The organism is Rhodanobacter sp. Soil_C_14 (genome assembly GCF_057657335.1).
In genome coordinates this window covers 427,580-450,847 of the sequence record NZ_JBDGIQ010000003.1, presented here as the reverse complement: position 1 = coordinate 450,847, position 23,268 = coordinate 427,580, and the positions used below count along the sequence as shown (strand labels likewise).

General features: G+C 65.7%; 19 protein-coding genes. 8 read left to right on the top strand and 11 right to left on the bottom strand.

The window, feature by feature from the left end:
• Positions 1-39 precede the first annotated feature (39 nt).
• Both AC3A56_RS10590 and AC3A56_RS10585 read right to left on the bottom strand, forming a co-directional pair.
• A complete protein-coding gene (locus AC3A56_RS10590; RefSeq protein ID WP_487770286.1) occupies positions 40-1,095 on the bottom strand; it encodes a hypothetical protein in 1,056 nt (351 codons plus the stop codon).
• Positions 1,096-1,275: 180 nt separating this feature from the next.
• The gene (locus AC3A56_RS10585; RefSeq protein WP_487770285.1) at positions 1,276-1,398 is read right to left on the bottom strand and encodes a hypothetical protein; all 123 of its coding nucleotides are present in this window, start codon (positions 1,396-1,398) and stop codon (positions 1,276-1,278) included.
• On the opposite strand from AC3A56_RS10585, the gene AC3A56_RS10580 reads away from it, so the two are divergent.
• The gene (locus AC3A56_RS10580; protein WP_487770284.1) at positions 1,397-1,996 is read left to right on the top strand and encodes a hypothetical protein; all 600 of its coding nucleotides are present in this window, start codon (positions 1,397-1,399) and stop codon (positions 1,994-1,996) included. The genes AC3A56_RS10585 and AC3A56_RS10580 overlap by 2 nt on opposite strands.
• A gap of 90 nt (positions 1,997-2,086) precedes the next feature.
• Here the strand turns inward: AC3A56_RS10580 and AC3A56_RS10575 are convergent, their stop codons facing one another.
• Positions 2,087-2,359: a hypothetical protein gene (locus AC3A56_RS10575; RefSeq protein WP_487770283.1), complete on the bottom strand. Its 273-nt coding sequence runs from the start codon at positions 2,357-2,359 to the stop codon at positions 2,087-2,089.
• Positions 2,360-2,586: 227 nt separating this feature from the next.
• On the opposite strand from AC3A56_RS10575, the gene AC3A56_RS10570 reads away from it, so the two are divergent.
• The 4 genes from AC3A56_RS10570 to rsgA all read left to right on the top strand — a co-directional run bounded on the left by AC3A56_RS10570 (position 2,587) and on the right by rsgA (position 8,006).
• Positions 2,587-2,871, top strand: coding sequence for a BrnT family toxin (locus tag AC3A56_RS10570; RefSeq protein WP_487770282.1), 285 nt, complete (start codon positions 2,587-2,589; stop codon positions 2,869-2,871).
• Positions 2,855-3,151 (top strand): BrnA antitoxin family protein, encoded by a 297-nt coding sequence (locus AC3A56_RS10565; protein ID WP_487770281.1) that lies wholly within the window; start codon positions 2,855-2,857, stop codon positions 3,149-3,151. The genes AC3A56_RS10570 and AC3A56_RS10565 overlap by 17 nt, the downstream gene beginning before the upstream one ends.
• Positions 3,152-3,649: 498 nt before the next feature.
• Positions 3,650-6,313: a TonB-dependent receptor plug domain-containing protein gene (locus AC3A56_RS10560; protein WP_487770280.1), complete on the top strand. Its 2,664-nt coding sequence runs from the start codon at positions 3,650-3,652 to the stop codon at positions 6,311-6,313.
• Positions 6,314-6,950: 637 nt separating this feature from the next.
• Positions 6,951-8,006, top strand: a complete 1,056-nt coding sequence (gene rsgA, locus AC3A56_RS10555) for a ribosome small subunit-dependent GTPase A (protein ID WP_487770279.1) — start codon at positions 6,951-6,953, stop codon at positions 8,004-8,006.
• Positions 8,007-8,098: 92 nt separating this feature from the next.
• On the opposite strand, the gene AC3A56_RS10550 is transcribed toward rsgA, so the two are convergent.
• Positions 8,099-9,091, bottom strand: coding sequence for a LysR family transcriptional regulator (locus AC3A56_RS10550; RefSeq protein WP_487770278.1), 993 nt, complete (start codon positions 9,089-9,091; stop codon positions 8,099-8,101).
• A 96-nt stretch (positions 9,092-9,187) separates the two neighbouring features.
• Here AC3A56_RS10550 and AC3A56_RS10545 point away from each other — a divergent pair, with 96 nt between their 5' ends.
• Entirely contained in the window at positions 9,188-10,201 is a 1,014-nt protein-coding gene (locus AC3A56_RS10545) for a zinc-binding alcohol dehydrogenase family protein (protein WP_487770277.1), read from the top strand.
• A gap of 22 nt (positions 10,202-10,223) precedes the next feature.
• On the top strand, positions 10,224-10,640 hold the full coding sequence (locus AC3A56_RS10540; RefSeq protein ID WP_487770276.1) for a GlcG/HbpS family heme-binding protein: 417 nt from the start codon (positions 10,224-10,226) through the stop codon (positions 10,638-10,640).
• A gap of 75 nt (positions 10,641-10,715) precedes the next feature.
• Here AC3A56_RS10540 and AC3A56_RS10535 read toward each other — a convergent pair whose 3' ends face one another.
• The 3 genes from AC3A56_RS10535 to AC3A56_RS10525 all read right to left on the bottom strand — a co-directional run bounded on the left by AC3A56_RS10535 (position 10,716) and on the right by AC3A56_RS10525 (position 16,638).
• On the bottom strand, positions 10,716-12,167 hold the full coding sequence (locus tag AC3A56_RS10535) for a GGDEF domain-containing protein (protein ID WP_487770275.1): 1,452 nt from the start codon (positions 12,165-12,167) through the stop codon (positions 10,716-10,718).
• 194 nt (positions 12,168-12,361) lie between these two features.
• Entirely contained in the window at positions 12,362-14,179 is a 1,818-nt protein-coding gene (locus AC3A56_RS10530; RefSeq protein ID WP_056765193.1) for a DUF885 domain-containing protein, read from the bottom strand.
• Between the two features lie 86 nt (positions 14,180-14,265).
• Complete coding sequence (locus AC3A56_RS10525; protein WP_487770274.1) at positions 14,266-16,638, bottom strand: putative bifunctional diguanylate cyclase/phosphodiesterase; 2,373 nt, start codon at positions 16,636-16,638, stop codon at positions 14,266-14,268.
• 884 nt (positions 16,639-17,522) lie between these two features.
• On the opposite strand from AC3A56_RS10525, the gene AC3A56_RS10520 reads away from it, so the two are divergent.
• Positions 17,523-18,491, top strand: a complete 969-nt coding sequence (locus AC3A56_RS10520; RefSeq protein ID WP_487770273.1) for a helix-turn-helix domain-containing protein — start codon at positions 17,523-17,525, stop codon at positions 18,489-18,491.
• A gap of 34 nt (positions 18,492-18,525) precedes the next feature.
• On the opposite strand, the gene AC3A56_RS10515 is transcribed toward AC3A56_RS10520, so the two are convergent.
• The 4 genes from AC3A56_RS10515 to AC3A56_RS10500 all read right to left on the bottom strand — a co-directional run bounded on the left by AC3A56_RS10515 (position 18,526) and on the right by AC3A56_RS10500 (position 23,187).
• Positions 18,526-18,903, bottom strand: coding sequence for a response regulator (locus AC3A56_RS10515; protein WP_056719070.1), 378 nt, complete (start codon positions 18,901-18,903; stop codon positions 18,526-18,528).
• A gap of 86 nt (positions 18,904-18,989) precedes the next feature.
• Positions 18,990-20,177 (bottom strand): cation:proton antiporter, encoded by a 1,188-nt coding sequence (locus tag AC3A56_RS10510; RefSeq protein WP_487770272.1) that lies wholly within the window; start codon positions 20,175-20,177, stop codon positions 18,990-18,992.
• Positions 20,178-20,255: 78 nt separating this feature from the next.
• Positions 20,256-21,647 (bottom strand): sodium:proton antiporter NhaD, encoded by a 1,392-nt coding sequence (nhaD, locus tag AC3A56_RS10505; protein WP_487770271.1) that lies wholly within the window; start codon positions 21,645-21,647, stop codon positions 20,256-20,258.
• 82 nt (positions 21,648-21,729) lie between these two features.
• Positions 21,730-23,187: an MFS transporter gene (locus AC3A56_RS10500; protein ID WP_487770270.1), complete on the bottom strand. Its 1,458-nt coding sequence runs from the start codon at positions 23,185-23,187 to the stop codon at positions 21,730-21,732.
• Positions 23,188-23,268: the final 81 nt, after the last annotated feature.

Sequence of the window (23,268 nt, the reverse complement as noted above, 5' to 3'; positions counted from 1 at the left end):
GGCAACTCGCCAGTCAGGCCACCGCAGTGGAGGCCTGACTTAAACCAAACAGCCTCCACGAAACCCGGGGCGATTCAAGATGTCCACCCTCGGCAGGAACAGCACATGCATGGCATCGGCAAAGTCACTGCCCGCATGCTTCTTAGGGTTGCGCGGATCTTTGGGTAGAGCGGAGAGGAAGGCAACTTCCATAAGGAAGTGCATGGCGACGGAGAGCGAAGGGGTTTGCTCTTGCGTAAGGGGTGCGTGGACTTCCTTGCCAAGAATTTTCAAGCTGTTCTTAGCAGCGAAATCTTCGAGGAGTTGTTCCCGCTGCCTGTCGTAGGTGGCTTTGATGAGCTGGGTAGCGGCCCCTTGCGACAGGCTCGCGCGCTCGAAGAGCGCTCGCATTTTGCTGTGGAGGTCGATCAGAGTGGTCTGAGTATATAGGTTCTGGTCGCGGAGGCTTCCGACAAACGCCCGTCCATGCTTCCAGTTCTCCGCCAACCATTCGGAAAAGCCGACGATGTCTCGGAGGCCAGTTCTCAGCAAGGTTTCTACCGCATGCCAACCAAGCTGACGCGCAAGGTACTCCGTCAGCACCTTCTTACCCCCTTTTAGGAACGGATACTCGGATAGGAACCCGTCCGCCCAAATTTGGTTGAGCCGAACATCGGGAGCGCCTTTAAAGGCCCTGGCAATGGCTCTCCGCTGATTGCGGTTTGTAGCCATCTTTGCAATGAGGTCGGCTTCGATCTCTGCCCGGTTCGGTTCCTTCATATCAAAGTACGGATACCACTCGGGCCAAAGAAGGGCGTCGTCACCAGCGAGCTGGCGCAACTCGTGTTCCACGAGTGCGGTTGATGAGGGGAGGTGATCCTCGCCGCAAAGTTCTGCAATCGTCCGAATTCTTTCCAAGCCGGGTGCTCTGTTCTTGTAGCTAACGGGCAGGTTCTCGAATACATGAATGTCGCTGAATACAAAGCGCGCCGCTCCTTCTTGCCTCAACTCGAGTAGCTCCCGCTTGATACCGAGGTATGCCCAGTGATCCGGGTGGGAAGGAGAGAAGCGGGAGAAATCTTGGCTGTCGAGATAAACAACTATGGGGGCGCTCATGTGCGGGCTCGGGTTGGTTCAGGCGGAGAACGATTGGAGCAGTCCTTCTCAAGCTATGGAAAAGGTGTCAGGGACAAATGCTGGCGCCACTGTAGGCTGCCAGGTGGTCGAGCTGACGCAAAAAACGGCCCGTTCCTTCTCCACCCAAGCACGGATCCGATCCAATCTCAGCTCCTTCCACTACTGCCGGTAGCTGCCCGCCACCGAGCATTGCCAGGAATTGTCCCTGACGCCTTTTTCGTTGCGGTCTTCGTCGATTGCCAGCACCATCGGCTTGGAGAAAAGGATTAGGGGCTCGTGCATGCAAATTTCCTTCTGTGCTAACGCGATTGCGTGGGGAGATATAGCCACGTGGTTCGGTGGGGTAATGACGTTAATTGCCGTAGTAACAGCGCTTGGTATCGCTCTGAGGGATGGGCGCCGATTGCAGAGTGAACGCCACAACCGCGGCCGACTGGTGGCTGCTTATCTCTACCAGCCGTTTTCGGAGATCGCGATCATTCTTGAAATTGTGGCAGAGAATGCGGAGCGCTTTGGCGCGGTCCTCCCGGGCGAAGCTTCGATAAATGTGTACGATGACGTCGCGATAATTCGTACTTCTTGCGGCCGCCTTTCTCAGCTTCTTCAGTCGTTCAGTCTTGCTGATGTGGCGTTCCTGCCTCGACCACTGGGTGAGGATTTGGCAAGGACTGTAATGATGGTGACCATGCTTACCAAGAGTCTGGGCGTCTTTTGCGACCAATACCTGGCTGCAGACGAGAGTGATCGTCCCGATGTTGAACGTTTTGAAGCGGGGCACGTGGATCCAATGAGCCCTCGGCTGGCTCGCATCGCAGTCCGCAGGTGTGGCCGCTTCCTCGATTATTGCCAAGCAATGTTTGGCGAGGTCATCAGCGGATGAACGCAGAAAGCAAACTTAGGGAAAGGGTGTCAGAGAGGGAAAAGGTGTCAGCGAGGGAGAAAGTGTCAGGGAAAGTTTGGTTTCAAAGCGTCACTCGCGACTGATTGCATTGCCAAACATCACATTTTCCGTGCCGAGCGCCGGACCAGAAGAACCAAGCTCGATACTCCACAGCGCCTCGTTGGGCACCTCCCTGTCGGAACTCGATTCTTTTCCCCCGAAGCTCGACTCTTCCCAGCAGAACGCGACTCTCGACAGAGCCGCGCTTGGCTCTTTTTCCTCGGTGTGCGGCTCTTTTCCGGTCGTGCCTAGCTCTGCGGGATCGGCTCCCGGCTCTTTCCCGGTGACGCCGGGCTTTCTCATGCACTGGCGCCGGTGTACCGGCGCCAGCAAGGGTTTTGTCCGCGTAGCGGGACGAGGGGCGACAGAGGGACGAGGAAATTAAGTCGCCCTGACTCTCCCCGTTCCCTTGTTCTCCGTTGATCCACCGGGGCAGGGACGTGATACCCAGCTCGTCGCCGTTTCCGGAATTTGACACTTGCACATAGTGTAACTACATTCCGTAACTACACATCCAGAAGCCAACGGACATGGACTTCGAGTGGGACGACGCCAAGGCGGCACTCAATCTGCGCAAGCACGGCATCGCGTTCGAGGACGCTGCGTACGTTTTTCTCGATCCTGGACGAATCGACGTGGTCGATGATCGTGACGACTACGGCGAGGAGCGTTGGCTGAGTATCGGTTGGGTGAGTCCGGTGTTGTTGGTGGTGGCCCATACCGAGCGCGGCATCCACGGCGAAGTCATCCGCATCATCTCGGCCCGCAAGGCCAATGCCCAGGAACGAGCCTTCTATCATGAAGCACAAACTTGATCCCAAGCGCCCGACACAACCGACCGCCGCGCAGCGCAAGCGTCTGCAGGCCGTGGCGGACAAGCCCGATGTCGATATCGATTACAGCGACATTCCCGCCCTGTCGCCGGAATTTTGGGCAACGCATCGCCCCGTGCGCAGCGAGCCCAAGGCGCAGGTGACCTTGCGCATCGACCGGGAAGTGCTGGACTACTTCAAGAGCGGCGGCACGGGCTACCAGACGCGGATCAACGATGTGCTGCGCAGCTTCGTGGCGGCGCACAGTGACGCGCACCGCTGATCCATTTCGAACCTGAAAGCGTTATCGGCGGCATGTTCAGGGAGCATCCTGCATGACCGTCTGGGAAATCACGAACAAATGGGCGAACGACGTCGCGGGCGTGACCCATGCGGATGACCCATGCGGATGAGATCGAGTTTGATCCCGAGAAACGGGACAGATGAAATTAAGTCGCCCTGACTCTCCCCCGTTCCCCTTGTTCCCTGTTGAGCCCCGCCAGCGTGGCCTTCTTTTGAGAAGTTCATCCTGCACCGGCGTGTACGCACTCGTGGACGCGGCCGAATCACCGCCCGCCACGCAGTCGATCCGGGCCTTCGCGGCGACTGGCGATCTGGCCTCATGCTTCACCGCGGTGCGGTGACGAGTGCACCCGGCGGCAAGGTTGTCGCCACGAAAGTGATCCCGCGCACGTACTGCCAATGGCGGCCTTTTTCGGCGCCAGGGGCCGGAGTAGTTTGCGTCGAGGGGGAGTGCAGGGACCATCCGGAGGGAGACAACATGCATATCCATGCAGGGATCAACGTGGTTCTTTTGCGCGCCATTCGCGCGGCGCTTGCCGCCGCGGCGCTGGTCGCGTGCTCGGTGCAGGCGCAGGACGCAGGCGCGTCGGACAGTGGACAGGCCCAGGCCGGCCAGGCGACCGCGGTACAGGGAAGCAACCATGCGGCGAAGGACAAGTCGACCACCACCCTGCAGGAAGTGGTGGTGACCGGCACGCACCGGGCCGGCCTGTCGCCGACCTCTTCGATTTCGCCGATCGACGCGTTCAGTGGCAGCCAGATCGCGAACCAGTCATCGGCGGATCTTACCGACGCGCTGACCAATGTCGTGCCGTCGCTGACTACCCAGCGCTTTCCCATCGCCGACGGCACCTCGTTCGTGCGGCCAGTGTCGCTGCGCAACCTGTCGCCCGACCAGACCCTGGTGCTGGTCGACGGCGTGCGCTTCCATCGTTCGGCGCTGGTCAACCTGCAGATCGACCCGCTGGGTACCTTCAACCAAGGCGCGCAGGCGGTCGATTTCTCGGTGTTTCCGTCCAACGCGATCGAGCGCGTCGAGGTGCTGCGCGATGGCGCTTCGGTGCTGTATGGATCGGATGCGATCGCCGGCGTGGTCAACGTCATCCTCAAGAAGTCTTCCTCGGGCGTGACGGTCAGCGCGCAGACGGGCCAGTACGGCAAGGGCGATGGCAACCTGCGGCGCTACGACGCCGATGCGGGATTCCCGCTCGGCGCCGATGGCTTCGTGCACGTGAGTGCCGAGCGCGAAACCACCGACCCCACCTCGCGCGGGATGCCGCAAGCGGATGCGGCGGCGGTCGCGGCCGTGGTCGGTGCGGACCAGGTGCCGTACGACGGCTTCGGCCAGCGCTGGGGCGACCCGCAGACCAAGACCAACAAGTTGTTCGTCAACGCCGGCCTGCCGCTGGCCGGCGACGCGCAGCTCTACGCCACGGGCAGCTTCATGGGCAAGAAGGTCCTGTCCAGCTTCTTCTACCGCAACCCGGTCTTGCCGGCCCAGGACGGCATCAGCGGCCGCTCCACCCTGGTCAGCTACGCCGATGGCACCCTGACCCCGGCGAACGCGCCTCAGTCGCTGGTGGACAGCATCGTGGCCGGTGGTGGCGACCCGGCGAACTACCTGACGGCCAACGCGGCGAGCCCGAGCGGCTGGGTGCTGCTGAACCCGATCTACACGCAGTTCCCGGGCGGCTACAGCCCACTGTTCGGTGCGGACATCAGCGATCACCAGCTGGTCGGCGGCGTGCGTGGCGGCGGGCAGGGCAACCTGCAGTGGGACGTGCATTACCGCACCGGCAGCAACGAGGTCGACTACCAGCTGAAAGGTTCGATCAACCCGAGCCTGGGCAGCCTGTCGCCCACGAACTTCCACCCCGGCAAGCTGACCCAGCGCGAGCAGGGCGCCGGTGCGGATTTCGTCCGTTCGTTCGACGACTCGCCGCTGATGCTTGCCTTCGGCGCGAACTGGCGCCAGGAAACCTACATCATCCACCAGGGCGACGCCGGTTCGATCGAGGTGGGGCCGACCGCGTCGGTGTTCGGCGTGGGCTCGGATGCCTTCCAGGGCTTCCCGGCCAACGCGGCCGGGCGCTTCACGCAGAACAGCGATTCCGCCTACGTCGACGCCGAAACGAACTTCACCGACCAGTGGTCGGGCGCGGCGGCCGTGCGCTACGAGCGTGCGGACAACTACGGCTCCAAGATGGTGTACAAGCTTTCCAGCCGTTACGCGTTCACCGACGCGTTCGCGCTGCGCGGTACGTACAACGCCGGCTTCCGTACACCGACCCCGGGCCAGGCGAACACGCTGAATGTCACCACCACGGCGAACGCGCAGGGCGGCCTGATTCCCAGCGGCACCTATCCGGTCGACAACCCGGTGGCGCGCGCGCTCGGTTCCAAGCCGCTGAAGACCGAAACCTCCAGGAGCCTGTCCGTCGGCGCCGTGTGGACGCCGCTCGACAACGTCACGACGACCCTGGACTACTACCGGATCAGGATCGACGACCGCATCGGCCTGGTCAGCAACAGCGTGACCCAGGCCACCGTCGACCAGCTCGCCGCCGGCGGCTATCCGAACGCGCAGCTGCTGCTCGGCAGCGACGCCAGCTATTTCGGCAACGCGTTCGGGTCCGACATCCGCGGCATCGACTTCGTGGTCGATACGCGGCATCAGCTGGGCAATGGCCGGCTCAACATCGACTTCCGCTACAACCAGAACAAGCAGAACGTGGTCAAGGTGCAGCCGGACACGCTCAACGACGATTTCGTGTACGACCTCGAACACCAGGTGCCCAGGAGCCGGTCGGTGCTCAGCTTCGACTACAACCTGCACCGGTTCGATGCCATCGCGCGGGTCAACCGTTACGGCAGCTGGAGCACGACGGTCGGCCTGTTCGGCAGCAACAACCCGCCGGACGACGTGAATCACTACAGCGGCAAGACGCTGCTCGATCTGGAGGCCAGCTACAAGTTCAACGACACCTTCACGGTGGCCATCGGCGGCAACAACGTCTTTAACACCTACCCCGGCAAGGAGCAGAACGCCACGCTGCAGTTCCTTGGCGTCAAGTACGCGCTCACCTCGCCGTTCGGCTTCAACGGCGCGTTCTGGTACGCGCGCGTGACGGCCAGCTTCTGACCGGTCGTCGCCATGCTGGCCATCTCCCCGGGTGTGCCCGGGGAGATGGCCGCTTCTGCCGCAGGGCCATCCGCGATGCGAGTGGGTTGAGAACGAAGGGTAAGAAACCCGTGACGGGACCGCGCCGGACCGCAGACTTTGCACATCCGAAAGGATCGGACATCCACAAGTACCGGCCCGTCCACCACGTCACGCATGGCGGGCGCCACACCATCAACCCTGTCCCGACGCCATGAATCGTCTCGTGCTGACTTCCTGGCATCCTTGGTCAGACCGACTGAAGTGGATTTTTCCGCTTCGCGTCACCAACAGTCCTGTCGGGAACCATGCAATCGCTCCGCAACGAAGCGCGGACGAATGCAGTGTCCGCGCTCGCACCTCCCGTTCCGGCCGTCTTGCACTCCACCCGACCACCCGATAATCTCCAAATCCCTTCCACCAACCGAGCCTGGAGGTCGCTGACCATGATTGTTCATTCCACGATTTCCGCCGGGTTGGCGCTGCGCTGATATACGTGCCCCGGATCACCGTTCGTCGGCCGGTCCACCTTTCTTCCTGATGCGCGTCGAACCCGGCGTTCCGTTCAACCACCTGCATGGGTGGTTGCTGCGTTCTGTCTTTATCCGGGGTTCCACGCATGTATTCCCAGACTTTTACGCTGTTCCAGCTCGGCTGGCGGTTGAGCTATTCGCACGATCTGACACTGCAGGATTTCGAGGCCGGTTATCCGGCCCGGGTCGTGGGAGTGCATCGCAACGCGTTGTCGGTGCTGTCTGCACGTGGCGCGGCCAGCGTCATCCTGTCGGCGGCGGTCGAACCCGCGATCACGGTGGGCGACTGGCTGCTGCTTGAAATGGAGGCGCCGCGAGTGTTGCGGTTACTCGAGCGGCAATCCCTGATCGCCCGCATCGCGGCAGGTTCGGAGCATCGGCTGCAGGCGATCGCCGCCAACCTCGACACGCTCTTCATCGTCACCTCGTGCAACCACGACTTCAACCTGTCGCGGCTGGAGCGCTACCTGGCGGTCGCTTTCGAGGCGGGCGTCGAACCGGTCATCGTGTTGACCAAGGCGGATCTGTGCTATGACGTCGGAAGCTACCTCGACGCGGTGCGCACGATCGCGCCCGCCGTCGCCAGTGTGCCGATCGACGCGACCTCAGCCGCTTGTGCCGAACCGCTGGCGGCGTGGCTGGGCGGCGGACAGACGGTGGCCTTTGTCGGTTCGTCCGGCGTCGGCAAGTCGACGCTGGCCAATACCCTCATGGGCAGCGCGGCCCAGGCTACCGGAGGGATTCGCGAGGATGACGCCCGCGGCCGTCACACCACCACGGCGCGCGAGATGTTTGCGTTGCCGTCGGGCGCGTGGGTCATCGACACGCCGGGAATGCGCGAGCTGCGTGTCGGTGCTGTCGAAACGGGCATGAATGCCGCGTTCGATGACATCGAACGGCTCGCTGCGCAGTGCCGTTTCCACGACTGCCGCCACCAGGGCGACCGCGGATGCGCGGTGGAGCATGCTATCGCCGCCGGCACGCTGGACGGCCGCCGGCTGGCGAACTACCGCAAGCTGCAGCGCGAGGCCGCCCAGGCGGCGCGTTCGACGAAGGAACGCCGCGAGCACGATCGCCACTACGGCGTGTTGAACCGCAATGCGCAAAGGCTGCAGCGCGAGAAGAAGGGACGCGACTACTGAGCGTGCGGGGCGAGGCTTTGTCCGAGCCCCTCATGTACGCGCAGGACGGAACCTGGGAACAGGTGCCGGGGACGGCACCTGCTGGAGCATGGTCATTTCCGCGATGTGCGACGACTGGCCGTTGACCGGGCCGCCCTGGCCTTGGGGTTTCGAGTGGCGGTACTGGCTGCGACATGACGCCAGTAGTCTTCGAGCAGGCCCGCGCAACGCGCCTGCAGGAAGGTTTTCAGCTGCGTGATCGTCGGCGTCAGCCGCGAGCGGTCCGCACAGATGAGGTTGAGCGGGGAGGGTTCGCAATGATCCGGCGGAAAGATCTCGACCAGGCGGCCGGCGCGGAGGTCCGGTATGAGGTCGAGGCGCGATTTGTAGACAATCCCTTCGCCGGCCACCGCCCAGCGCCTGACGGTGTCCGCGTCGTCGCTGATGCGATTGCCGGACACGCTGACGGTCTTGTTGCCGCCGGGCAGGGTGAACAGCCAGCGTTCGTGGAGTTGTTCGCTCCACACGAAGCGCAGGCAGTTGTGCTGTCTGAGATCGTCCACGCTGGCGGGCGTGCCCGCACGCTCCAGGTAGGCAGGTGCCGCGCATAGCGCGCGTCGGTTGTTGTCGACGAGCGGTATGGCGACCAGCGACGAGTCCGACAATGCGCCGTAGCGCACGACCGCATCCAGCGGTTCGCGGGTCAGGGCGGCGGCGCGATCGCTCATCCGCACGTGCAGCGACAGCGCGGGATGCAGGTGCTGGAATTCGTCGAGCCAGCCCAGCAGAAGATTCCTTCCGAAGTCCGAAGGCACCGACAGACGAAGGCTGCCGGACAGCGTGTCCTGGCCGCTGGCCAGCGCGCGCTGGCCTTGCGATTGCGCCTCAAGCATGGCGCGCGCATGCGGCAGGTACCGCTCGCCCTCGGTCGACAGTTGCATGCTTCGGGTAGAGCGCACGAACAGCCGGGTATCCAGTGCATTCTCAAGCCGCTGCACCGCGGCGCTGGCCAGGCCGGGGGCGATATTGAGCTGGCGAGCCGCCTCGGAAAAGCTCTGCGCTTCGACCGCCTGTACGAAGATCTGGATGTCGTCGAGTCGGATCATTTTCTTTGAAAGTCGGAAAGTGTTACCGACATTAACCCATTTTTCGACAAAGCGAGACTCGCCAGACTGTGCCCCTCACCACACCGGGCGCACGCCATGAAAGCTGTCGGCTTCTACCAGAATCTTCCGATCGATCACCCCGAGGCCTTGCAGGACATCGAGGTCGCCACGCCGGAGTTGCGCGACCACGATCTGCTTGTCGAAGTGAAAGCCGTCTCGGTGAATCCGGTGGACACCAAGATCCGGGCCCATGGCGAGGTTCCGGACGGAGCCGCGCGCATCCCGGGTTGGGATGCCGCCGGGATCGTCCGGGCGACGGGACCGCTGGCCACGCATTTCAAGCCCGGCGATCGCGTCTGGTATGCAGGTGACATCACGCGGCCGGGCAGCAGCAGCGAGCTGCATGCGGTCGACGAGCGCATCGTGGGTCCGATACCCCGGTCGCTGGATTTCGCCGAAGCGGCTTCGCTGCCGCTGACCGCCATCACCGCGTGGGAACTGCTGTTCGACCGCCTGCGCATCCACGAAGTCGATCCCACCGAGAACACCGTGCTGCTGGTGACGGGTGCGGCCGGCGGCGTGGGTTCCATTCTGACCCAGCTCGCACGCCGGTTGACCGGCGTCACCATCATCGGCACGGCCTCGCGGGCGGAGACGCGCGAGTGGGTGCTGGCGCACGGCGCCCACCACGTCATCAATCATCGCGAGCCGTGGGCGCCGCAGTTGTCGGCGTTGGGCATCGAGGAAGTCGATTTCGTGGTGGGGCTCAACGAGAGCGCCGGCTACGTGCCGCAGATTGCCGCGGTGATGCGCCCGGAGGGCAAGTTCGCGCTGATCGACGATCCGAAGATGCTCGACATCGGGCCGTTCAAGAACAAGTCAATTTCGATCCATTGGGAGCTGATGTACACGCGCCCGATTTTCACCACGCGCAGCATCGCCCGCCAGCACGCCTTGCTGCGTCGCATGGCCGAACTGGTCGATCGTGGCGATGTCGTGCACACGCTCACCCGACGCATCGACGGCCTCGATGCCGCCGGCCTGCGCCAGGCCCACGCGCTGGTCGAGGCCGGCAACATGATCGGCAAAGTCGTCGTTACCGCTCGCTAATCCATCACTCCCGGGAACTGCCATGAATGCATCCAACACCACACTCAGCCTGGAAGCCGCGCAGGCACTGCTCGGCCACGCCCGCTCGGCATGCGCCGAGCGCGGCTTCGCCGCCACCATCGCCATCACCGATGCGGGCGGCCACCTGCGCGCCTTCGAACGTGCGGACAGCGCTCCCTTCCTGACCGCCGAGGTGGCCATGGACAAGGCCTGGACCGCCGCATCGTTCGGCATGTCCACCCATCAGTGGAATCAGTACATGGGCGAGCCGACGGTGGCGCCATTGGGAGGGCATCCGCGGCTGATGGCGGTGGGCGGCGGCGTGCCGATCATCCTCGACGGTCGGCTTGCCGGCGGCATCGGCATTTCCGGCGGCACGGCTGCGCAGGATCATGAAGTGGCTGAAGCGGCGCTCCGGGCGCTGGGGTTGCTGGCCTGAGCCATTGCTGCACTGGCGCTATCCCTACCCCTGCTCGTCGCGAATCGCCAGGTTAGGTGCTCATCCGGTGCCGGATCACTCCACCCATTGAACGCGGTTCTTCCCGCTTCCCTTGGCCACATACAAGGCCTCGTCCGCGGCATTCAGGAATTTTTCGCTGTTGGTGTAGCGGGCTGTCGCGGTCGAGGCGAGTCCGGCGCTGATGGTCACCACGTCCTGGGCGCTGCGCGCGTGGCGGATCTGCATCGCCTCCACCCGCCGGCGCAACCGTTCGAGGATGTCCTCCGACGCGGCGGGCGCGTAGCCGACCATCAGGGCCACGAATTCCTCGCCGCCGTAACGGGCGACCATCACGTCCGGTTGCAGGCTCGCCTCGCGATGCAATGCGTGCGCCACGGCGACCAGGCAGTCATCGCCGGCGAGATGGCCGTAGGTGTCGTTGAACGCCTTGAAGCTGTCGATGTCGATCATCGCCACGCTGAGCGCGCGACCCGTTTTAAGGGCGTCTTCCCATTCACGCCTCATCAGCCGATAGAAACCGCGGCGGTTGGGCAGGGCGGTGAGGTCGTCGCGCACGACGGCCTGCTGCAGGCCGCGCTTGAGTTTGCGCAGGTCGTCCTCGAAGGCCAGGTGTTGTCCGAGCACGATGGCGTTGCGCGCCGCGTAGGACGCGATGGCAAGGATCAACGTGCTCGTGGCGAGCACGGGGTTCTTGCCCAGCTGGGCGAACGCCAGGCAGCACAAGGCCAGGCTCATCACGAACGGGCTGATGCTTTCGGCAAGGTGGCGAATCCGGCGGCTGGGTCGATAGCTGCGCAACCAGACCTTCCGCCGCCGACCCAGCAGAAAACCCAGCACCACGAAGGGCAGGCCGAGCAGCAGCTCGGGCAGGTAGGACTCGCTGTGGAGGATGAAACGGTTGTGGATGCCGGGCACGACCAGTTCGAGCCAGGCGAAAACGCTCAGCACGAAAAAGAAGCGCCGCTCGTCGGAGCGCTTGGTGGAAACCAGGCGCAGCGTGGCGAACACCGCCACGAACAGGCCCATCGCATCGAACATCCACATCACGAACGTGGCCGGCGGCGGTGTCGGCGATGGTGCGTTCAGCACCTGGTGCAGGGTGAAGTAGAACAGTGCCGCGATGGCGCACGCCAGCACCGCATCGACGACGCCCGCCCAGCGGTACAGCGTGGCGACCGGGTTGTAGGCCGCGGCGATGGTCAGCAGCAGGCTGCTCAGGCAGAAGTAGAAGGTCGGGTCGAAGGCGACCAGGGTGCCCAGCGGATTGGACAGCGAATCGGTGAACAGCAGGCCGAACGCGCCGAGCTGCGCGACCAGCGCCAGCAACAGCAGGCTCCACAGCGGACGATTGTGCGGAACGCTCAGGCGAAGCCGCCGCCAGCCTTGCGCCACCGTCAGCACCAGCATCGCCAGCACGGCGGCGTAGCTCCAGGAAAGCAGGTGCGCCGGCGCCCACGCGATCACGCCCAGTTGCGCCAGCAGCAGCGGCACATAGATGCGGGACATTCCGGCGTACATTTTCATCTCGCGATGTCCCGGCGCTGAGGGAGCGGCACGTCGACGCCGACGTTCATCCATCGCGGCGCTTCGCCCAAGCCTGCCACAAAGCCCGTTCCGGCACAGGCTGTGCGGGAACGGTGCCGTGAACTGCCGTCAGTCTGCGCGCCCTCGTGTGGACCGACGGCGGGGCGCAGTGCGGATTACTGCGCGGCCGCCGCTGCGGGTGCGCTTGGCACGTCGCCCTTCGTCCACAGCTTCGCCTCCACCGGCCCACCCAGCATCTGCTGCCGCACCAGCGGAATCGGCGGGCCGCCGTAGCTCAGGAACTGGTCATGGAACGCCTTCAGCGCGTTCGGGCCGGGATGGGCGGCGATCCAGTCCTGGCGCAGCTGCATGATCATCAGCTTGCCCAGGGTGTAGTTGAGGTAGGCCGGATCGTAGGTGCCGCGGGCGGCCTGCTGGCGGGCGTTGCCCGGGTCCTGGAAGGCCTGCTCGCGGAACATCTGCTCGGACTGGGCGATGCTCATGCCGCCGGTGTGCAGGCCGATGGCGGAGAGGAAGCGCACGTCGCGGAGCAGGGCATTGGTGAGCTGGCCGATGTGGGTTTCCGGCGTGCCGCCACCGACGCCGGCATCGAACATCATCTCCTCGGCGTAATGCGCCCAGCCTTCGGCGAAGGCATAACCCACGAACAGCTGGCCGAACTTCCAGTGCGCGCGGTTGGCATGCAGGAACTGCAGGAAGTGGCCGGGCCAGACTTCGTGGGCGGAGACGAACAGCAGCGAGGCCTTGCCCGGCACATAGGCGGCCTGGTCGGCCTTGCTCCAGGTCGGGTCCGGCGGGGCGATGTAATAGACCGAAGGCAGGTTGTTCTCGTACGGGCCGGGGATTTCGATATAGGCGAAGTTCCAGCGGTTGAACGGCGGTGCCTCCTCGGCCCTGGCCTGCTCGGTGCCGGGAATCGTCGCCAGGTCCTTGTCGACGATGAACTGGCGCAGGCTGGCAAGCTGGGCGCGGGCGCCTTCGACGGCGCCGCCGGTGGGTTTGTCGGCGCTTTCCTTCGCCACGCAATCGGTGAGCGACTTGCCCGGCGCGAACTGGGCGCAGGCGCTCTTCAGCGCGGCGAGGTTGCGCGCGAGATCGGATTCACCGATCGCCTTGAGCTGCTCCAGCGGCAGGTCGACCCGCTCGGTGGCATGGAGCATCTTCGAGAATTTTTCCGCGCCCAGGGCGAAATCCTGGGTGGCGTGCGGCTTCTGCGACTTCAGCCAGTCGGCCAGGTCCTGCGAGGCCTTGATCGCGGCGGCGTTGCTGGCCTTGAAGCGTGCCTGCAGCGCGTCGTCCTTCACCTCGGCGAAGATGCCGGGCACGTCGGTCTTGAAGAAGCTGGCGAAGCCGGCGAAGGAATTGACGCCCACGTCGATGTACGACGCCGGCAGCGGCAGCTTGAGGTTGGCCTTGATCTGGGCCAGTGCCCTGGGCAGCGCCTCCTGGTAGGTGACGAAGGCGGCCATGCGCTGGGCCAGCGGCGCATACGGCCGGGTCAGGTACATGCTGGGCGACAGGTCGCCGGTGTAGAAGGTCGGGTTCTTGTACGGCGCGCCGGAATCTTCGAGCCAGAACAGCTGGCCGTCGAGCACCGCCAGCACGTAGTCGCGTTGGAAGCGGCCCTGGGCATCGAGCTGGTCGTCGGGGAACGCGGCGAACTTGTCGCGTTGCGCGTGCAGCCAGGCGGCGTTGGCCTGCAATCCTTCCGCACTGAAGTCGGGCAGCTTGCCGTCGAACTCGTGCTTGCCCGCGCCGGCGGCAAACACCGGGTAGTGCTCGAAATAGCCGGTGAGGAAAGTGTCGACGGCCGAGGCCAGCGCAGCCTGTCCGTCGGGACGGGCGGCATGCACGCTGGAAGCGGCGGCCGGTGACGCGGCCTGGTCCGTTGACGACGAGGTGCCGGACGAGCAGCCGGCGAGCAGGGTGGCGGCAACGACGGCAGACAGCGTGAGTACGCGCAATGGACGCATGATCGACTTCCCCGGTGTGATCGCAAGCGCCGAGCCTAGGCGCTCCGTTGTCCGGGTGCAATCGTCCACCGTCACGCGCCAGACGATCAGCCGGCGATGGCCGTCTTCACCGCTGGCGTCGCCACGTCCATTGCGGCTGCCGGCCTGCCCAGCAGGTAGCCCTGACCCAGCGGGCATCCCATCTCGGCCAGGGCGTTGCACTGCTCGATGGTTTCGATGCCCTCGGCGATGACCTGGATGTCCATCGAACGGGCCAGCGCAATGACGGCGGCGATGATGCAGGCGCTGCCGCGGTTGGCCGGCTTGCCCAGCCCGTCCACGAAGGCGCGGTCGACCTTCAACATGCGCAACGGCAGGCGCTGCAGGTATTGCAGCGAGGAATAGCCGGTGCCGAAATCATCCAGCGCCGCGCCCACGCCCGCGGCGCGCAGCCGCAGCAGCATCGCCTGCACGTGGTCTGGGTCTTCCAGCAGGACGTCCTCGGTGACTTCCGCGATCACCCGCGAGGCGGGCAGCTTCACGCTGGCCAGCAGGCCGAGCAGGCGCCGGTCGAAATCGTCCGAGCCGAGATGCGCAGCCGACACGTTGAAGGTGAGGAAGGCATCGGCGGGGCCGTGCTGGGCGAACGTGCGGAAGCTGCGCTCGAACATCTGCCAGTCGATCGCCTCCAGCAACCGGCAGCTGTGCGCGACCTTGAGAAAGTCGCCCGGCTCGACCAGGCCGCGGCCGGGCCGGCGCCAGCGGATCAGTGCTTCGTAGCCGGCGATGCCGTTGTCGTGCAGCCGGCGGATCGGCTGGAACCAGGGTTCGAAGCGGTGTTCGCGCAGCGCCTCGCGCAGGTCGGTTTCCAGTGCCAGCCGCTCGACGACCTCGCCGGCCATCGCCGGCTCGAACATCGCGATGCGCGGAACGTCGATGGACGCGGCGCGATGGAGGGCGATGTCCGCATCGCGCAGTACGTGTTCGAGCGTGCGGTAGCCGGCGTCGCACAGCAGCACGCCGAGGCGGGCGGACAGGTGCAGCTCGCGGCCGGCCACGGTGATCGGCTGTCCGATGCAGTCGATCATCCGCTGGGCGATGCGCATGGCCTGGCGTGTGCCGGCCATCTGCGGGATCAGCACGGCAAATTCGTCACCGGCCAGGCGGGCGACCAGGCCGGGCCGGTTGCCCAGGCATTCGGTGAGGCGCGTGGCGACCTGTTGCAGCACCTCGTCGCCGGTGAAATGGCCGAGACCCTCGTTGATGCCGGCGAAGCGATCCAGGTTCAACTGCAGCAGCACGGCGGGGCTGGTCGGATCGCGCTGCATCGCGTGGAGCAATCGTTCGATGTGCTCATGCAGGCAGCGCGGATTGGCCAGGCCGGTGAGGGCGTCGTGGGTCTGCTCGTGGACAAGCTGCTGCTGCACCCGCGCACGCTCGCCGACTTCCTTGTGCAGGGCACGGCTGCGTTGCGCCACGCGGTCCTGCAGTGCCCGGTTGGCCTCGGCCAGCGCCCGCGTTTGCCGTTGTTCGTCGAGGTTCTGCTCGGCCTCGCGATGCCGCTCGATCACGCAGCGGATATGGGTGGCCACGAACTCCAGCAGCACCAGGTCTTCGTTGGAGTAGCTGCTGTCCGGCTGCCGGCTGCGCACCATCACGGCACCGTGGATCTCGCCCTGGTGCAGCATCGGCACGCCCATCCACTGGGCGTCGTCGAGTTCCACCACCAGCGGCCCGGAGACCTGCTTGCCCAGTTGTGCCGGCGTGCCCAGCAACGCCTTGCCATCGTGGAGCAGATACCACAGCGGCGAGCCGCCGATCGACGCCAGCGACACCTCATGGCCGGATGCCGCCAGCGGCGGCAGGCTGCGCGGGTCGGAGGTATAGATGAAGCGGAGCAGTTCGCGCTGCGGCTGGTGAGCCACCACGCAGAAATGTTCGGCGCGGAGCAGGGAGCCCAGCACCGCGTGGATCTCGCGCAGGATGGCGCAGATGTCGCGGCCGCAACCGGCCAGGTCGGCGATGATGAACAGGGCGCGGTGCAGCCGCTCGGAATACTCCAGCGGAGGCGGCGCACTGTGCTGCTCGATCCAGCCCAGCAGGATGCCCAGTCGACGCCCCGCCAGTTGCAGCAGGGGCTCCAGTTCGGTGATCAGGGCGGTGGCGTCGGCGCCACCGTGCAGGTTGAGCAGGAGCAGGATCGGCCGTGGTCGCTCGCACAGTCGAAAGGCCAGCGCGCCGATGGCCGGCACGCGTTGCGGAATGCCCGATGCGGCCACGCCACGCAGCCAGCCCGCGGGTCCGCCGCGGGCGTGATCGAAGCCGCTGCCCAGTTCCCACAGCACGCGGGCGCTGGCGCATTCGGCATAGGCTTCGGCCAGCTCGACAATCATGGCGGCGATTTCCACCGGCCGCGTGGCGGTATCGAGCTGATCCAGCCAGCGCGCCTGCGGCGATTCATTTGCCAGGGTGCAGTTCATCGGACTTTCCATGGTCTGAGAAACACGCTTGAACTCGACGGCGGTCGCGGCGGCGGAAGTGTCGTCGCGACGTGAAAAAGCGCCGCGTCCCGGCGCGCCGTACGGCCGCCTGCCGCTCCCGGCCGGTCTGGCCCGCATGCCACGGGCACGCGTCATTTCATCTCGCACTGTCATTTCATGTCGCCGGCAAGGTCAGAAACTGCTCAGTTGCGACAGTCGCCCTGGCGCCTGGGTCAGCTCATCGGACTGTCTCGCGCGGAACCATTCATCCGCCCTGCGCGGGAGATGGCACGGTATTCAGGTGGCGATCCGCTCCTTCGGATGTTTGCCGATTTCGTCTGGACGTCCACATGAAGACGCCATGGATGCCGCTGTCGCGCGCCAGGATCGATCCGGCGCGTCGCAGAAGAGGGCGGAGGCCTGCTTTGCCGTCAGGGTTCGTGCCGACGCATCGCCCAGGATGCGTCGCCGGCCGGATGGACAGAGTCGGTGCACAGCGCACCGCATCCGGCCGGGGACGCAGACTTGAACGACCGGGATTCCCCGAGGTGCGCAACGCCATCGCGCATCGTCACAGCGGATTCCCACATCTGCATTCTAGGCAGGGCGATATCGATGCACGCGACGTTTCATTCGCGCGCTCGCGACGTTTCGTCTCCAGCTGGCGGCTTTACCTGTCGACCCACTGGACACGTTCCGGCGCCGATGGCATCCATGGCGACGGTGAGGAGGACTTCGCAGGAAGACCGTCTCGCGTGATGGACGCCGTCGCCGTCGGCAGGCATCGCCGCACGACGACGGCGCCCATGCGAAGCGCGCTGGCATGGTCTGTGCGTGGCTTCAAGACTTCCCGCAGGGGAGGACTCGACCTCAGGAGGAGTTCGATGGATACGCCCGTTCCAGCGAAGGGCCGGCAAGCCACGCTGCCATGCAGGACCTTCAGCACCGCACTGATCGAGCCGCGCCTGCGCTCGCGGGCGTACGCGCGCTGGATCGCCCCGCTGGCCGAGGTGCAGCCCGATGACGACGAACCGATGGACGCCTCGGTCGTCGTGTTCGAGCTGGGCTCGCTGCGGGTGGCGCAGTCGAGCGCGAGCCCGGCAAGGTACCGGCGCGATGCCGCGCTGATCGCCCGCAGTCCGCTGAGCCAGTGCGTGCTGCTGCGCCTGCTGCTGAGCGGTTCGGCGCGGGGCAGCTTCGGCAAGCGCGGCACGGTCGAGTTGCGCATGGGCGACATCTACCTGAACGACCTGGCGCAGCCAGCCGAACTGTGGGAAGCCGGTTGCGCGCACCTCAACCTGCTGCTCAGGCACAAGGCGATCGACCAGGCGCACTCGCCACTGCACGGCCGGGTGCTGCGCAAGGACCACCTGCCGTGCCGGATGCTGACCCAGCACCTGCTGCATCTGCTGGGGACGCTGCCCGGGATCGAGACCAGCCACGCCGGCAAGGCCGCCAGCGCGACCCTGGCGGTGGTGCGCGGCTGCCTGCGCGCCGAATCGCGCCAGCGCGACCGCCCGCAATGGGCGGAGACGCTGCACGTGCGCATCCGCGAACACATCGAGGCCCAGCTGGGCGACCACGAACTGAGCGCGGCCGTGCTGCAGCGCCGGTTCCACGTGTCACGGGCGCAGCTGTACCGGATGTTCGCCGACAGCGGCGGCGTGCAGCATTACATCCGCGACCGGCGGGTGGAGGCGGTGCACCGGGATCTTCGCGAGCAGCCGGAACGGAACATCTCCGATCTCGCCTTCAGCCACGGCTTCTCCAGCGAGCGGCAGTTCCAGCGCGCCTTCCGCGCCCGCTATGGCCGGACGGCCAGCGAGGTGCGCGAACGCCTGCAGCTGTTCTGAGCAGTCCGCTGCCCGCCGACGGGCACGACCTGGTTCAGCGCCGCCGGACTTTGCCCAGCGCCAGGCCGATCGCCGCCAGCAGCTCGGCCGCGCCGAACGGCTTGCGCAGGAACACGCCGCGATCGGGAATGTCGTGCACGTGGACTTCGGTGTCGGCGGTGATCACCACGATGGCCACCTCGTCGTTGTGCCTGATCGCCTCGTGGCAGATGTCGATGCCGGAGACGCTGCCGGCGAGAATCACGTCGGCGACGACCACGTCGACGTGCGCCTGTCGAAGGTGGCTCATCGCGCCGGCAGAGCCCAGCGCGCGGATGCTCTGCAGGCCATCGGCAGCCGACAGCAACAGGTCGATGGATTCCAGCACCATGTTGTCGTCGTCGACGATGAGGACGGTTTTGTTCGTATCCACGCGGTGCTACCCCCGTTTGCTTCCGGCAGCGCCCAGCATAGGCCGACTCCGCTTGCCGTGGGTGGATTGTCCTGGCGGGCCGAGGGTCACCCGGCTGCTTCGCCGGCTTCGCCGCGGCGGAGCAGCCAGGCCAGCAGCGGCGGCGTGACCATCGCGGTGAGCAGGGACATCGCCACGATGACGGCGTAGATGCGGTCGCTGAACACGCCCGCGGCCAGGCCCAGGCTGGCGATCACCACACCTACCTCGCCGCGCGGCACCATGCCGAAGCCGATGATGGTGGCGCTGCGCCGGCCCAGCGACAGCGAGCCCAGGAAACCGCCCAGCAACTTCGACACGATCGCGATCGCGGTGGCGACCAGCAGCATCAGCAGCGCATCCACGCTGGCCAATTCGGCCAGGTTGACCTTGGCGCCGGTGACCACGAAGAAGAACGGCGTGAGGAAGGACAGCAGCGGCAGGGTCTGGTGCTCCAGCTCCTTCCGCTGGCGGGTTTCCGAGGCGATCATGCCGGCCAGGAACGCGCCGATGATCGCGGCCAGTCCGAAGCGCGTGGACAGCCATGCCAGGCCCAGGCAGATCGCCAGCACCACGCTCAATGCCGAGTGCGGACTGATCGGCGCCTCCAGCCAGCCCGAGCGACGCCGCATCACCTGCGAGCCACCCCAGCCGATGATCGCCACGAATCCGATCGCGCCGGCCAGGGTCAGCAGCAGCGAATGCAGGTCCAGCGAACCGCCGCCCTGCAGCGAGGAAACCACGCCGAGCAGCAGCATGGCCAGGATGTCGTCGATCACCGCCGCCCCCAGGATCACCCTGCTCTCGATGCGCTGGAGCACGCCCAGTTGCTGCAGCACCCGCGCCGTGATGCCGGCCGAGGTGGCGACGAAGGCGGCCGCCACGAACATCGACTTGATCCATTCGAAACCTTCGCCATGCGCCCACAGCGCGCCGGCCACGAAGGGAATGATCACGCCGAGCACGCCGACCAGCAGGGCGCTCTTGCCGACCTTTTTCAGATCATCCAGCCGCGTTTCCAGGCCTACCGAAAACAGCAGCAGCACCACGCCGATCTCGGCCAGCACGTCCAGCGGCGTGCCGGGCAGGATCTGCTCCGGGCTCAGCCAGCCCAGCAGCGACGGTCCGATCACGCAGCCGGCGGCGATCTCGCCGACCACGCCGGGCAGCTTTATCCGCTGGGCGATTTCCGCGCCGATCTGCGCGGCGACGAAGATGACGAACAGGGTCAGCAGGATGTCGGCGGCGTGGTGCATGGATCGTCGTTCCGTCGGGCAAGCGCTCAATGGTACAGGGCCACCGCTGGCGATGTTTTTGCGCGACGCGCTCTTCGATCAGCCGAACACGAACCGGGTCAGCCACAGGTGCAGGGCGATGCTGGCGGCGTAGCCCAGCGCGATCGCCCAGCTCCAGCGCAGGTGGCTCATGAAGGTGTACTGGCCCCGCGCTGCGCCCATCAGCGCCACGCCCGCTGCCGAGCCGACCGACAGCAGGCTGCCGCCCACGCCGGCGGTCAGCGTGATCAGCAACCATTGCGAGGCGTCCATCGGCGGGTTCATCTTGATCACTGCGAACATGATCGGGATGTTGTCGACCACCGACGAGAGCACGCCCATCGCGGCGTTCGCCGTGGTCGGTCCGAGGTTGCCATAGAGCCGGGTCGAGGCCAGTTCCAGGTAGCCCAGCGCAGCCAGCCCCCCGACGCAGGCGAACACGCCGTAGAAGAACAGCAGCGTGTCCCACTCGGCGTTGGCGATGATGCGGAAGATCGAATAGCCCTGTTCTTCGGCGCCGTGCGCCAGCGCGTAGTGGCGCTGGCGATAGTCGATGCGGCTGGCCAGCAGGTTCAGCAGGGCCAGGCCGGTGAGCATGCCGTAGGCGGCGGGCATGCCCAGCCACTGGCGGCCGACCACGGTGATCGCGATGGTCAACGCGAACGTGAGGCAGATGCTGATGCCGCCATGCTTGATCCGGCTGTGACTTTCGGTGCTCGCCGGCCGGCCTTTCGGCAGCGCGACAAACATGATCAGCGCCGGCACCAGCCAGTTCACCACGGCCGGGAAGAACAGCCGGAAGAAGTCGAAAAACTGTGCCTTGTTGGCCTGCCACACCATCAGCGTGGTGATGTCGCCGAACGCGCTCCAGGCGCCGCCGGCATTCGCCGCCACCACCAGGTTGATCATCGCCAGCGTGATGAAACGCGTGTTGCCGGCACCCACGGCCAGGATCACCGCCGACATCACCAGCGCGGTGGTCAGGTTGTCCAGCACCGGCGAGATCAGGAAGGCGAGCAGGCCGGTGATCCAGAACAGGCTGCGATAGCTGAAGCCGTAGCGGATCAGCTGCGAGCGCAAGGCCTCGAACACGTCGCGCTCGCCCATCGCGGTCACGTAGGTCATCGCCACGACCAGGAAGAAGAAGATCTCCGCGTACTCGAGGAACATCGCCTCGAACGCTTCGCGAGTGAGGTTGGCGTCCGTGCCGGTGCCACCGTTCTGCCAGGCGATCATGCCCCAGATCAGCGCAGCGGCCAGCATCACCGGCTTGGACTTGGCGATGTGGATGCGCTCTTCGAGGATCACCGCCACGTAGGCCAGCACGAACAGCGCCAGCGCCACCCAGCCGATCGGGTGCGCCACCAGGTGGAAGTTCACCCCGGCGCCGGTTTCGGCCGCCATCAGCGGCGTGCTGGCGTACAGGAGCGCCAGGGCGGCAAACCATCGCATGGAAGATCCTTGGGCAAGAACGTGATATCGGTTGACAGGAAGGGTAGCAGCCGCTGGCCGAGGCCGGCGCAACCCGTCGCGGTCAGTCCGAAGGCGCGGCGAGGTCGGGCCGCCGCTCCGGGCGCAGCCGGCTGAACACCCGGCTTGCTCCCGCGGTGACCAGCGCCAGCAGCAGCACGGTCCAGCGGAACGCCATCACGTAGTTTTCGTGCGCGTGTCCGGTGAGCATGAATTCCATCAGCAGCGTGGCCAGCGCAATGCCGAAACTCATCGCCAGGTACTGCACGGTGGAGGCCATCGAGGAGGCCATCGACGCATGCCGGATGTCCAGGTCGACATAGATCAGTGTGTTCATCGTGGTGTACTGCAGGCCGGCGAATGCGCCGTAGGCGAAGGTCAGCACGGCGATCAGCCACACCGGCGTGGCGGGGCCGAGCAGCGCGAACGTCGCCAGCAGGGCCGCCACGATCAGCGTGTTGCCGATCAGCAGGCGACGATAGCCGTAGTGCACCAGCGCCCGATTGACCGCCCACTTCGCCATGATCGAACCCAGTGCCTGCGGCACCATCATCAGGCCGGCCGCCAGTGGCGACCAGCCGCAGCCGACCTGCAGGAACAACACCAGCAGCAGGAACATGCCCGAAATGCCCAGCCGGGTGAACAGCCCGCCGGCGATCGCCACCGACACGCTGCGCACGCGCAGCAGTGCCAGGTCGGCCACCGGATGCTCGGTGCGCCGGCTGTGCCACAGATAGATCGCGCCCAGCAGCAGGGCGGCCAGCGTGCACAGGCCCATGCGCGACCACGGCACCGGGGTCGAGCCGGCCAACTCGGAAGCGGTCAGCAGCAACGCCGAGGCCGCGCCGAACAGCAGGAAGCCGACCAGGTCGAAGCGGTTGGCGTGATCGAGCCGGTACTCCGGCATGTCGCGCCTATTCATCCACACGCCGGCGATCGCCACCGGCACGTTGATCAGGAAGATCAGCCGCCACGAGGTGAACTCCACCAGCGCGCCGCCCAGCAGCGGACCGAGCACCGAGCCGAGCAGGCCGAAGGTGGCCACCGTGCTCATCGCCCGCACGAACTCGCCCCGGTCGATGCTGCGCACCAGTACATAACGCCCCACCGGCATCAGCGAGGCGCCGCCCACGCCTTGCAGCACACGGGCCGCCACCAGTTGCGGCAGCGTTTGCGCGATACCGCACAGCAACGAGCCCAGGCCGAACACGACGATCGCCGCACCAAACACGCGGCGGGTGCCGAAGCGGTCGCACAGCCACGGGCTGGCGGGAATCAGGATGGCCAGGGTCAGCACATAGCTGGTCAGCGCCGTGCGCATGCCCAGCGGCGTGACCTTGAGTGCCTCGGCCATCGCCGGCACCGCGGTGTTGACCACGGTGGAATCGAGCGCCTGCATGAAGAAGGCTGCGGCAACCAGCCACAGCAGGCCGCGGTAGCGTTCACGCGAGGTCGGCTCGTCGGCTTCGACGGCGCCGGCCAGGGGATCGGGCGCGGAAAGCGGTGCAACGTCAGGGACCACGGGGCTTCGAACAGGCATGGCCGGCCATGATAGCGGCCCCGGTGGCTTGATTTCTGCTGCCACTGTCATCACAGTGAACCT